The sequence below is a fragment of the Xylanimonas protaetiae genome (assembly GCF_004135385.1).
Lineage (GTDB): Bacteria > Actinomycetota > Actinomycetes > Actinomycetales > Cellulomonadaceae > Xylanimonas > Xylanimonas protaetiae.
This window is the reverse complement of sequence record NZ_CP035493.1, coordinates 328,346-340,392: the sequence shown is the minus strand read 5'-3', so window position 1 is coordinate 340,392 and position 12,047 is coordinate 328,346. Positions and strand designations below refer to the sequence as shown.

Genomic DNA, 12,047 nt, shown 5'->3' with positions numbered 1-12,047 from the left:
ATGACTGCCACCGACCTCACCCAGCTCCGCGGCCTCCCCGGGGAGGGTTCCACCCCCGGCGACGCCGCTCTCGACGTGGTGCACGCCCTGACGGGCGTGATCCCCCAGGTCGTGACCGTGACGGCTGTCGTGGTCACTCGCGGGCGCAGCCCGTTCCTGCCCACCACCCTGGCGGCCGTGCGCGCCCAGGACCGCGCGGTCGACGACGTCGTCGTGGTCGACGTCGACGCGCCGCGGTCCACGGGGACGACGCTCGGCCTGCGCCTCGACGCCGCCCGGTTCGTGCCCGCCGCCGGCGCGCGCACGTTCGGCGACGCCGTCGACCTCGCGCTCGCCGCGGGCGCCGCGACCCCGCACGGCTGGATCTGGCTCCTGCACGACGACTCCGCCCCCGACCCCGGGGCGCTCGCCGCGCTGCTGCGCGCCGTCGAGCACACCCGGGCCGTGGCGATCGCCGGGTGCAAGCAGCGCCGTTGGCCGCTGGCCGACGACGGCGCACCGCTCGAGCCGGGGTCGGGCGGGCAGATGCTCGTCGAGGTGGGGCACACGGTGTCCCCGCTCGGCCGCCGCATGACGGGCATCGACGACACGGAGATCGACCAGGGCCAGCACGACGCGCGCGAGGACGTGCTCGCCGTCGGGCTCGCGGGCGCGCTCGTGCGCACCGAGGTGTGGCAGGAGCTCGGCGGCACGGACCCCGAGTACGGGGCGTTCGGCGACGGGCTCGACCTGTGCCGGCGGGCGCGCCGCGCGGGGCACCGCGTCGTCGTCGTCCCCGAGGCCGTGGTGCACCACGCGCAGGCGTCGCTGCTCGGGCTGCGGGGCGAGCCGGGCCGGGCGCCCGACGAGAGCGCGTCCTACCTGGCCCGACGCCGCAGCCAGGTCCACCACCGGCTCGCGCACGTCCCCGCGCCCCTGCTGCCGCTCGCGATGCTCGGGATGGTGCTGTGGGCGCCGCTCGCCGCGATGTACCGGCTCGCGCTCAAGCACCCCGGCGAGGCGCGCGACGAGATCGTCGCCGCGCTGTGGAACCTGCTGCGGCCCGGGCCGCTGCTTACCGCGCGGCGCGCCGCCGCCCGCACGGCCCGGCTCCCACGACGAACCCTGCACCCGCTGCTGGCGAGCTGGCGGCAGGTGTACACCGAGCGGCGCGACGTGCGGCTCGCGCGCAACGAGGCCAACCGGACCCGGTGGGCGCCCACCGAGCTGGAGCGCGTCGAGCTGCGCAGGCTCGCGCTGCGGAGGCGGACGGGGCTGCTCGTGACGCTGCTGGCCACGGCCGCGCTCGCCGTGGCGATCTTCGGGGCCTGGCAGGGCGTGCTGGCCCAGGGCGGGCGCATCGTCGGCGGGGCCCTGCTGCCCGCGCACGGCTCGGCGGGCGACGTGTGGTCGGCGGCGACGTCGGGCTGGGTGGCCAGCGGGCTGGGCGAGCGTGCCCCCGCCGACCCGGTGCTCGTGCCGCTGACGGTGCTCGCATGGCTGGCCGGCGGCTCGCTCCAGACGGCGGTCAACGTGCTGTTCGTCGCCGCGCTGCCCCTGGCCGCGCTCGGCGCCTGGTTCGCGACCGGGTCCGTGACCCGCTCCACGTGGGCGCGTACGGTCGGCGCGCTCGCCTGGGCCGGGTCGCCCGCGTTCCTCGCCGCCGTCCAGACCGGGCGGTACGGCGCCCTGCTGGCCCACCTCGCGCTGCCCTGGGCCGCGCTCGCCCTCGTGCGCTCGGTGGGCGCGCAGGCCCGCGACGAGGTCGAGGTGCCCGAGTCCGCCAACCCCGACCCCGAGGCTCGCGCCCGGCAGGTGTGGCGCTCGGACCGCGTGCGCCGCGGGTCGCTCGGAGCGGCCGCCGCGGCCGGCCTCCTGCTCGCCGTCGCCGTGGCCGGCGCGCCCGTGCTCCTGCCGGCCGTCGCCGTCGTCGTGGTGCTCGGCATGCTCGCCGCGCCCCGCGACCGGCGGAACCTGCCGCTCGCGCTCGTGCCCTCCGTCGTCGTCGCCGCGCCCTTCTGGCTGCACGTGCTGCGCACGTGGGACGCCGGCGGGTGGCGGCTGCTGCTCGCCGAGCCGGGCGCCCCCGTGCCCGCCGGCGAGGCGCCCGCGGGCTGGCAGCTGCTGCTCGGCCACGCGCAGGTCCCGGGTGCCTGGTTCGCCGTCGACGCCGGGGCGCACCCCGTGCTCGCGCGGCTCGCCGACGCGGCGCCCTGGGTCTTCGGCGCGCTCGTCGTGCTCCTCGCGCTCGCCGCGCTGGCCCGGCCCCGCGTCGTCGGCGGGGCGCGCACCGCGTGGCTCGTCGCCGCCGTCGGGATGGTGGCCGGGATGCTCGCCGCGGCGCAGGGCGCCTGGCCGGGGGCCGGTGCGAGCCTCGTGCTCCTGGGGCTCGGCGGTGCCGCGCTGCTCGGCGCGCCCGTGGCGCGGGAGGCCCTCGCCGACGCCGAGCGCACGGGGTGGACGCGCGCGCGCCGTGGCGTGGGGCTCGTCGCCGTCGCGGTGCTCGTGCTGCTCCCCGGCGCCGGCGCCCTCTCCTGGACGCTCGCGGAGTCGCACGGGCGGGAGCTCGGCGACCTGCACGCCACCTCCGCGGCCGTCGTCCCCGCCGTCGGGCGCCAGATGCAGGCCGAGCCTCGCGCCGCCCGCGTGCTCGAGCTCGGGCACACGGGCGACGGCGTCGTCGGCTACACGCTGCTGCGCGCCGACGGGTCCGCGCTCGTCGACTCGTCGGCGGTCGTGCGGACGTCGCCGGCGGCCGCCGACCGGCTCGACTCGCTCGTCGCGGCGCTCAGCGTCGGGCAGGAGGCGGGGCTCTCCACGCAGCTCGCGGACCTCGGCGTCGGCGCCGTGCAGGTGCAGGCCCACGCCGACCCCGACCTCGTGACGACGCTCGACATGGTGCCGGGGCTCGAGCGCGTCACCGAGGGCGACGGGACGCTGCTGTGGCGCGTCGCCGTCGAGGGCGAGCCCGCGCCGGGCTGGGCGCGGCTCACCGCCGGGCCGCCGTCCGCCGACCACCGCCCCACGACCCTGGCGGCCGTGCCGTCCGACGGACGCACGGTCGACACCGACGTGCCGCCCGCGGACGCGGTCGCCCCGGACCGCACGCTCGTCCTCGCCTCGGCGGCCGACCGCGGCTGGCGCGCGACGGTCGACGGGCGGCGCCTGCCCGTCGTCGACGCCGACGGGCTCCAGGCCTTCGCCGTCCCTGCCGCCGGCGGCCACCTCGAGGTGGAGCACGCCGTGGTGCGGCAGCCGCTCTGGCTGGGGATCGGCGGCGCAGTCCTGCTCGTGTACGTGCTGCTGGCCCTGCCCGTCGGGCGCCGGAGGGGGAGGTGACCATGGCCCGCAAGCCAAGCCAGAAGCCGGTGCGACGCCGGGCAGGACGCGCGCTGCGCGTCGTCGGGGCGACGTCGACGGGCGTGGTCGCCGTAGGTGCCCTGGCGGCCGCGACGCTGTTCGCCGGCCCCTGGGCGAGTGCGCTCGGCACCGCGCCCGCCGTGAGCACCGTGCACGACGTCGCGGTCGCCCCGGCGCCCGCGCTGCTCGTCTGCCCGCCGCCCGCGGCGCTCGCGGAGGGCGCGAACGTGGGCGACTCGCAGTTCACGGCCACGCCGGTGGAGACGCAGTCGACCGTCGTCGCGGGCGTGCTCGGCACGGGCGGCGACGCGACCTGGTCGCCGTCCGGCGGCGACCCCGCACCGCTCGCCCGCGGCGCGGCCGCCGCGGCGGGGACGGCCCCGGCGACCGCCGGGACCGTCGTCGCGGCCGTCCCGGGCGCCGGGGAGCCGCTCCGCGCGGCCGGCGCGACGACGTCCCTGACCACCGCCGGCGACCTGCGCGGCCTCGCGAGCGCCCCGTGCGTCCCGCCGGCCATCTCGCAGTGGATCGTGGGCGGGGGCACCGAGGTCGGCACGACGGCCGTGCTCGTCGTGCAGAACCCCAGCGAGCGCAGCGCGACCGTCACGCTCGACGTCTTCGGGCCCGCGGGGAAGGTCGCGCTCGGCAGCCGCGGGACGTTCCTCGTCGGCCCGGGCGAGACGACCCGCGTCAACGTCGGCGCGGCCGCGCCGGACCAGCGCCGCATCGCCGTCCACGTCGCCTCGACGGGGGCCCGCGTGGCCGCGAACCTCCAGGTGCAGTCGCTCGCCGGCCTGCTGCCGCGCGGCGTCGACCTGCTCGCGCCCGGGGCCGCGCCCGCCCGCAGCGTCACCGTCGCCGGCGTCGTCTCGGACGGGCAGCCGCTCGACGACCCCGACGCGCCCGTGCTGCGGGTGCTGGCACCCGAGGGCGGGCCCGGCACCGCGCGCGTGAGCATCTACGGGGAGGACGGCATCACACGCCTGCGCGGCACCGAGTCCGTCGAGCTCCAGCCGGGCGTCGTCACCGACGTGCCGCTCGGCGGCCTGCCCGCCGGGGGCTACGTCGTCGTGGTCGACGCCGACGTCGACGTCGTCGCCGCGGCCGGGTACTCGCGCGCCGCCGCGACCTCGCCCGACGACGTCGTGCAGGGCACGATGCTCGACGTCGCGTGGGCCGCCGGCCAGCCGCTGCCCGGTCCGGGCGACCACGGCCTGGTCGCCGTCCCGGCGGGCACGCGGCCGATCCTGACCGTCGGCGCGCTCCCCGAGACGCGCGACGGCTCGGACCCCACCGGAGACCCGGTGCGCGCGACCGTGCGCGTCTACGGGCTCGACGGGGCCGTGCTCACGGAGGTCGGGCTGGACCTGACGCCCGGCACGGTGCAGCGCACCGCGGTCGCTGACTGGGTCGGGGAGAGCGCACCCGCGCTCGTGTCGGTCGACGTCGACGGGAGCGCGGAGGGCCGTGTCGCCTGGGCGCTCGAGCTCAGCGCGGGGTCGGACCTGCTCGTGTCGTCGGTCGCGCCCACGCCGACCGCCGAGGCGGCCGACCGCGTGCGGGTGCAGGCCGTCGACGCGCAGGACGCGCGGCGCTAGCGTCCCTCGAAGCCCGGGTCGATCTCCTCCGGCGTCCGCGCGAGCAGGTGCGCCACCTGCTCCACGACGACGTCGTGCACCAGGTCGGCGAGGTCGTCCTCGTCCTCGGCCCGCAGCTCGACCGGGCGCCGGTACACCACCACCCGGGCGGGCTGCCCCGACTCCGCGGGGAAGCAGCGGCCCAGCGGCACGCCGCCGTCCTCCCACGGCGCGGGGTCCGACGGCGGCACGTCCTCCACCGCGAACTCCGTGCCGGCGAGCTGCCGCGCCCAGGTGCGCTCGAGGTCGTCGACGGCGTCGAGCACCAGGTCGTCGAACTGGTCGGCGCGCGTGCGGTGGGCCGGCAGGGTGGCGGGCATCAGGGGACCGCGCAGCCCGCGGCCCCGGCGGTCGCGGCGACGCGGCGGCGCCGGCGGGAGGTCGGCGCCGGTCGTCGCGACGGGATCGCCCACCTCGGGGGCGGGCGCCGCCCCGGTCCGCAGGCGGCGCGAGTGCCCGTGCGGCCGGGGCGCGGGCCCGGAGCCGCGTGACGAGCCGAAGATTCCCACCCCGCGAGCCTACCCGTGCCCCTGCAGCCAGCCGGGCGAGCGGCGCCGGTCACGGTGCGGTCACGCGCGGCGTGGAGCCGCGTGGCCGGGCCCGCCGGGGCGTAGGGTCACGGCGTGAGATCGGTTCGGCAGTGCTCGCGCACGGCCTGCACGCGTGCGGCCGTCGCGACGCTCACCTACGTGTACGCGGACTCCACCGCGGTCCTCGGCCCGCTGGCACAGCTCGCGGAGCCCCACAGCTACGACCTGTGCGCCGACCATGCCGGGCGCCTCACGGCGCCGCGCGGCTGGGAGGTGGTGCGGCTCTCCGCCGAGTACGCCGACACGCGCCCGACGCCGGACGACCTGTCCGCGCTCGCGGAGGCCGTGCGCGAGGCAGGGCGCGCCCGCCCGACGACGCCGGCCGAGCCCGCCTCCGTCTCCGAGACCGCCCGCCGCGGGCACCTGCGAGTGCTGCGCGCGCAGCAGCAGGAGCCACCGGGGCTCTAGGGTCTCGGCAGGGTCCTGCGCAGAAGGGCCGGGCCCTACGGCACCCAGGCCACGACGGCCTGGCCGTCGCCCGAGAGCGTGAGCGGCCCCGCCGCGTGGGCGACGAACACGGACGCCCCCGCGCGAGCGTGACCCGCTCCGCCGCGGCCGCCACGGTGATCTCTCCGTCGAGGCACAGGACGGTCCGCGGCCCCGACGCCGCGACGTCGAGAGCCTCGGCGGCGTCGACGTCGACGAGTGTGAGCGCGAACTCGCGCACGGGCGGGCGGAAGGTGTGGACCTGGCCCCGCGAGCCGGCGGACTCCGTCTGCGGGACGCGGGGCGGGTGCGGGTCGAACGACGCCGCCTCGAAGAGCGCGGGCACGTCGACGTGCTTGCTCGTCAGGCCCGCGCGCAGCACGTTGTCGCTGCTCGCCATGATCTCGACGCCGACGCCGGACAGGTAGGCGTGGATCTCGCCCGCCGCGAGGAACAGGGCCTCGCCCGGTGCGAGCGTGACCCGGTTGAGCAGCAGGGACGCGATGGCTCCCGGGTCGTCCGGGTGCTCGTCGGCGAGGCGGAGCACGGTGGCGTCGGCCTGCGCGTACGGCGAGCCGGTGGCCACGCGCGCACGGACCGACGCGAGCGTCTCCGCGATCAGGTCAGGGCACGCGGCGTCGGCGCGGGCCGCGATGAGGTGGCCGAACGCCGCGCGGATCCCGCGTGCGGACCTGTCGCGCGTCAGCTCGGCACGGACGCTGTCCACGAGCGGTCCGGCGAGGCCGTCCAGGACGGCGAGCGCGGCCCTGCCCGGGCGGAACCCGGCGAGCGCGTCGAACGGCGACAGCGCGACGATCATCTCGGGCTTGTGCTGGTCGTCGTGGAACGAGCGGGTCGGCGAGTCCGCGGCGATCCCGAGCCGGTTCTCCCGGTTGAACCCGGCGCGAGCCAGGTGGGGCTTGGGGTGGACCTGGAGCGAGAGGGCCCGGTCCGCGGCGAGCACCTTGAGCAGGTAGGGCAGGCGTGGCCCGTACTCGTCGGACACGCGACGGCCGAGCATGTAGCCGGGGTCGGCGCGGATCAGGGCGTCCAGGGCGACGTCGCCGTCTCGCGTCCGGGCGCGCGACGGCGCGGACGGGTGCGCGCCCAGCCACAGCTCCGCCGCCGGCCGCCCGTCCGGAGCGTCGCCCAGCAGCTCGTGGAGACGGGTGCGGGACCCCCAGTCGTAGTGCTGGACGGTGTTCGCGAGCGGGAGGATCGCGGCTGCGGTTCCCGGAGTCGTGGTAGCCATGGCGGGTCAAGGCTCCCACACCGTCCCGCGAGCCGGTCGTCGTCGCCACGCCGGGTCGGGCCGGAGGAGCAGCACGTACTCTTGCGACGTGACGAGCATCGATCTCACCACGATCATCAAGGCCTATGACGTCCGCGGTACCGTCCCGGACCCGTTCTCCCCGGCGGTGGCCGAGGCGGTCGGCGCGGCGTTCGCGCGCGTCGTCGTGCTCCCAGGCTCAGGCGACGGCGCGACGCGCCCCGAGGTCGTCATCGGCAACGACATGCGCGACTCGGGCCCCGAGCTCGTCCAGGCCTTCGCGCACGGGCTGACCGACGCGGGTGTCGACGTCGTCCTCATCGGCCTGTGCTCCACGGACGGCCTCTACTACGCGTCGGGCGCGCGCAACGTGCCCGGTGCGATGTTCACGGCGTCGCACAACCCCGCCATCTACAACGGCATCAAGCTGTGCCGCCCCGGCGCCCGCCCCGTGGGCGAGGCGACCGGCCTCGCCGAGGTGCGCTCGCTCGCCCAGACGTTCCTCGACGAGGGGCTGCCCGCCCCGGCCGAGGAGCGGGGCACGGTCTCCGAGGTCGACCTGCTCGGCGAGTACTCAGCGTTCCTGCGCTCGCTCGTGGACCTGTCCGGCATCCGCCCGCTCAAGGTCGTCGTCGACGCCGGCAACGGCATGGGCGGCCACACCGTGCCCGCGGTGCTGGGCACGGGCGCCGGCCTGCCGGCCCTGCCGCTCGACATCGTGCCGCTGTACTTCGAGCTCGACGGTTCGTTCCCGAACCACGAGGCGAACCCGCTCGACCCGAAGAACCTCGTCGACCTGCAGGCGGCCGTCGTCGAGCACGGCGCCGACCTCGGGCTGGCGTTCGACGGCGACGCCGACCGCTGCTTCGTCGTCGACGAGAACGGGCGTGCGGTCTCGCCGTCGGCCGTGACGGCGCTCGTGGGCCTGCGCGAGCTGGCCAAGGAGCTCGCCGAGGGCCGCCCCGCGACGATCATCCACAACCTGATCACCTCGCAGGCCGTGCCCGAGCTGCTCCAGGCCGCGGGCGCGACGACGGTGCGCACGCGCGTGGGCCACTCGTTCATCAAGGCCGAGATGGCCGAGCACGAGGCCGTGTTCGGCGGCGAGCACTCCGCGCACTACTACTTCCGCGACTTCTGGTTCGCGGACACGGGCATGCTCGCCGCGATGCACGTGCTCGCCGCGCTCGGCGGGCAGGAGCACCCGATGTCGGCGCTCTCGGAGATGTACGAGCCGTACGTCGCCTCGGGCGAGATCAACTCGCGTGTGCCCGACGTCGCCGCCGCGCGCCGGCGCGTCCTCGACGCCTACCTGGCCGCCTACCCGGACGCGACGCTCGACGAGCTCGACGGCGCGACCGTGTCCCACTGGGACGCGACCCCGCGCTGGTGGTTCAACCTGCGCGCCTCGAACACCGAGCCGCTGCTGCGCCTCAACGTCGAGGCGGCCGACGCCGACATCATGGAGAAGGTGCGCGACGACGTCCTGTCGCTCGTGCGCGCCGAGGGAGGAGAGCCCGCGTGAACCTCATCGCGCCCTGGGTCCGCGAGATCCTGCGCTGCCCGGTCACGGGTGCCGAGCTGGTCGACGGCGTCGGCCCGGACGGCGAGCCGGAGCTGCACTCGACCGACAAGGAGCGCCCGCTGGCCTACCCGGTCCGCGAGGGCATCCCCGTGCTGCTGGAGTCGGACGCGCGCCCGCTCTGAGGCGACGCCGGGTCCTGCGACGCGCCGCGCGCAGGATGACGGGGCGCTCCGTCATCCCGCGTGGAGTCGCAGGACCCGGCGCTCACCCGTCAGGAGACGATCCCCGCCGCGCGCCGCGTCGTGCGGTTGGCGTGGACGGTCCACCGCGGCACCCAGCGGGCGAGCGCCGCGGCCGCCGTCGGGGCGAGCGCGGCCGTGGCCCAGATGCCCGCGGCGAGCGAGCCGAGCGCGGCGCCCGCGGACACGACGAGCGGCCCCACGGCCGACCCCGTGTCCTGGAGCACGCGCCACAGCCCGAGGAACTGCGCCCGCCCGTGCGCGGGTGACGCGTCCGAGCCGAGCGTCATGAGGATGCCCGAGCCGATCCCGTTGCCGAACCCGAGCGCCATACCGACGACGGCGAGCGACGTCGCCCCGCCCGTGAACGGCAGCAGCACGAGCGCGACGCCCATGAGCAGCATCGACGGGATCGCGATCCAGTTGCGGCCCATGCGGTCCATGACCTTGCCCGCCGGGTAGAACAGCAGCATGTCGACACCGCCCGCGACGCCGAAGATCACCGACGCGACGGCCGGGTCGAGCCCCAGGTGCTCGCCCCACAGCGGGATGACGGTCTGCCGCGCCCCGCGCACGGCCCCGATGAGCAGGCACGCGACGCCGAGCGTCGTGAAGAGGGCGCGGTGGTCGCGCAGCACGGACCCGAGCGTCGCGCGCGGGGCGTCGCCGCCCGACGACGTGCCGCCCGACGACGCGACGACAGCCGACGCGACGACAGCCCTTGCCGGGACCGGCGTCGGGATGTCGTCGCGGACGAGGACGACCGTGACGGTCGCGGCGACCGCCGCGACCGCGGCGAGCCAGTACGCGCCGTGCAGCCCGACCCGGTCGATGACGAGCGCGCCCGCGAACGGGCCGACGAACTGCCCGATGCGGTGCACCCCGCCGAGCGTGGACATGACGCGCGCCCGCTTGAGCGGCGGCGTGATCTCCGTGAGGTACGAGTGCCGGGCGAGGTTGAACACGGCCTCTGCGGCACCGAGCACGAGCACGGCGCCCGCCAGGACCACCAGGCTGGCGGCCAGCGCGGCGAGCGCGAACGCGACCGCGCCGACGACGCCCGCGATGACCATCGCGACGCGGTCGCCCACCTTCGCGGCCAGCGCCCCCGCGGGCAGGTCGGCCGCGATCGTGCCGATCGGCAGCAGGGCGGCGACCACGCCCGCGACGGCGAGGCTCGAGCCCAGGTCGGTCGCGGTGGGCGCGATGACCGGCAGCAGCGCGCCGACGCCGACGTCGAACAGGAACGCGGGCACGAACGCACCCAGCACCACGGTCCGGAACGGGAAGAGCGGAGGATTGGTTGCGTCAGGCATCAGGGCCCATCATCCTCCGTGCCGGGACCGCGACGCGCCGGCCCCGGGCGTGCCGGGACCCCGACGCGCCGGGGCCCGGGACGGGCCGGCAGATAGGCTGGGCCACGAGCGCACACGGGAGCCCCCAGCGCCACCCTCACTGACGCCTGTCCCTCGGAGGTTCTTCCGTGTCCACGTTCGACGAAGCCCCGGGCCGCTACAAGGTCCGCTCCCTGGCCCTGGCCGAATCCGGCCGTCACCAGATCCGCCTGGCCGAGCACGAGATGCCGGGCCTCATGGCCCTGCGCGCCGAGTACGGCGAGGACAAGCCGCTCGCCGGCGCCCGCGTCGCAGGCTCGCTGCACATGACGGTGCAGACCGCCGTCCTCATCGAGACGCTCGTGGCGCTGGGCGCCGAGGTCCGCTGGGCGTCGTGCAACATCTTCTCGACGCAGGACGAGGCCGCTGCGGCCATCGCCGTCGGCCCCACAGGGACGCCTGAGGACCCGCAGGGCGTGCCCGTCTTCGCCTGGAAGGGCGAGACGCTCGAGGAGTACTGGGACTGCACCGAGCAGATCCTGCTCTGGCCCACCGCCGACGGAGCCCACCAGGGCCCGAACATGATCCTCGACGACGGCGGCGACGCCACGATGCTCGTCCACCTGGGCCTCCAGTACGAGCGGGCCGGCGTCGTCCCGCCGAACACCCTGCCCGGCGAGCCCGACCACACGCACGAGATGAACGTCGTGCGCGACGTGCTGCGCCGCGCGCTCGAGGCCGACCCGCTGCGCTGGACGGAGATCGCCGGCGAGATCAAGGGCGTCACCGAGGAGACGACCACGGGCGTCCACCGCCTGTACCACCTGGCCGAGGCGGGCGAGCTGCTGTTCCCGGCCATCAACGTCAACGACTCCGTGACCAAGTCGAAGTTCGACAACAAGTACGGCATCCGCCACTCGCTGCCGGACGGCATCAACCGCGCCACCGACATCCTCATCGGCGGCAAGGTCGCGTTCGTCGCCGGGTACGGCGACGTCGGCAAGGGTGCCGCCGAGGCGTTCCGCGGGCAGGGCGCGCGCGTCATCGTCTCCGAGGTCGACCCCATCTGCGCGCTGCAGGCCGCCATGGACGGTTTCCAGGTGGCCCGTATCGAGGACGTGCTCGACGAGGCCGACTTCTTCATCACCACGACCGGCAACAAGGACATCGTCCTGGCCGAGCACATGCAGCAGATGAAGGACAAGGCCGTCGTCGGCAACATCGGCCACTTCGACAACGAGATCGACATGGCCGGCCTGGCCGACGTCCCCGGCGTCGTCAAGACGGAGATCAAGCCGCAGGTCCACGAGTGGACGTTCCCCTCGGGGAAGTCGGTCATCGTGCTCTCCGAGGGCCGTCTGCTCAACCTCGGCAACGCGACCGGGCACCCGTCGTTCGTCATGTCGAACTCGTTCTCGAACCAGACGATCGCGCAGATCGAGCTGTTCGTCGACGCCGCCAAGCCGGAGTCCGACCGCCAGTACGAGCGCCAGGTGTACCGCCTGCCGAAGATCCTCGACGAGAAGGTGGCCCGCACCCACCTCGACGCCCTGGGCGTGCGCCTCACGGAGCTGTCGAAGGAGCAGGCCGAGTACATCGGCGTCCCGGTCGAGGGCCCGTACAAGCCGGAGCACTACCGGTATTGAGGCTATGCGCCGCCCGCCCTCGCCGTCCTGCGACCTCGCGC

The 12,047-nt window shown here is 76.2% G+C and carries 8 protein-coding genes and 1 pseudogene; 6 read left to right on the top strand and 3 right to left on the bottom strand.

Going from position 1 to position 12,047, the window contains the following annotated elements:
• Together ET471_RS01520 and ET471_RS01515 are read left to right on the top strand one after the other, a co-directional pair.
• Complete coding sequence (locus tag ET471_RS01520; protein WP_165350356.1) at window positions 1-3,318, top strand: glycosyltransferase; 3,318 nt, start codon at window positions 1-3, stop codon at window positions 3,316-3,318.
• A gap of 2 nt (window positions 3,319-3,320) precedes the next feature.
• Window positions 3,321-4,937 carry a DUF5719 family protein gene (locus tag ET471_RS01515; RefSeq protein ID WP_129186286.1) on the top strand — a complete coding sequence of 539 codons (1,617 nt, stop codon included), beginning with the start codon at window positions 3,321-3,323 and terminating at the stop codon, window positions 4,935-4,937.
• Here the strand turns inward: ET471_RS01515 and ET471_RS01510 are convergent.
• Window positions 4,934-5,485 (bottom strand): metallopeptidase family protein, encoded by a 552-nt coding sequence (locus ET471_RS01510; protein ID WP_342586061.1) that lies wholly within the window; start codon window positions 5,483-5,485, stop codon window positions 4,934-4,936. The genes ET471_RS01515 and ET471_RS01510 overlap by 4 nt on opposite strands.
• Before the next feature lie 114 nt (window positions 5,486-5,599).
• On the opposite strand from ET471_RS01510, the gene ET471_RS01505 reads away from it, so the two are divergent.
• Window positions 5,600-5,974, top strand: coding sequence for a DUF3499 domain-containing protein (locus ET471_RS01505; protein WP_129186285.1), 375 nt, complete (start codon window positions 5,600-5,602; stop codon window positions 5,972-5,974).
• A gap of 169 nt (window positions 5,975-6,143) precedes the next feature.
• On the opposite strand, the pseudogene manA reads toward ET471_RS01505, so the two are convergent.
• A pseudogene (gene manA / locus ET471_RS01500) lies at window positions 6,144-7,244 on the bottom strand (mannose-6-phosphate isomerase, class I); the annotation flags it as partial.
• Between the two features lie 88 nt (window positions 7,245-7,332).
• Between manA and ET471_RS01495 the strand changes: the two are divergent.
• Together ET471_RS01495 and ET471_RS01490 are read left to right on the top strand one after the other, a co-directional pair.
• Complete coding sequence (locus tag ET471_RS01495; protein ID WP_242496369.1) at window positions 7,333-8,787, top strand: phosphomannomutase/phosphoglucomutase; 1,455 nt, start codon at window positions 7,333-7,335, stop codon at window positions 8,785-8,787.
• Entirely contained in the window at window positions 8,784-8,969 is a 186-nt protein-coding gene (locus ET471_RS01490; protein ID WP_129186283.1) for a Trm112 family protein, read from the top strand. Before ET471_RS01495 ends, ET471_RS01490 begins: the two co-directional genes overlap by 4 nt.
• Window positions 8,970-9,058: 89 nt before the next feature.
• Here ET471_RS01490 and ET471_RS01485 read toward each other — a convergent pair whose 3' ends face one another.
• Window positions 9,059-10,342 carry an MFS transporter gene (locus tag ET471_RS01485; protein ID WP_129186282.1) on the bottom strand — a complete coding sequence of 428 codons (1,284 nt, stop codon included), beginning with the start codon at window positions 10,340-10,342 and terminating at the stop codon, window positions 9,059-9,061.
• A 167-nt stretch (window positions 10,343-10,509) separates the two neighbouring features.
• Here ET471_RS01485 and ahcY point away from each other — a divergent pair, with 167 nt between their 5' ends.
• Window positions 10,510-12,006, top strand: a complete 1,497-nt coding sequence (ahcY, locus tag ET471_RS01480) for an adenosylhomocysteinase (RefSeq protein ID WP_129186281.1) — start codon at window positions 10,510-10,512, stop codon at window positions 12,004-12,006.
• Window positions 12,007-12,047: the final 41 nt, after the last annotated feature.

Bases quoted from the DNA above. Each gene is read 5' to 3' on its own strand.
- ET471_RS01515 (WP_129186286.1), top strand. From the start codon at position 3,321: ATGGCCCGCAAGCCAAGCCAGAAGCCGGTGCGACGCCGGGCAGGACGC.
- ET471_RS01485 (WP_129186282.1), bottom strand. From the start codon at position 10,342: ATGCCTGACGCAACCAATCCTCCGCTCTTCCCGTTCCGGACCGTGGTG.
- ET471_RS01520 (WP_165350356.1), top strand. From the start codon at position 1: ATGACTGCCACCGACCTCACCCAGCTCCGCGGCCTCCCCGGGGAGGGT.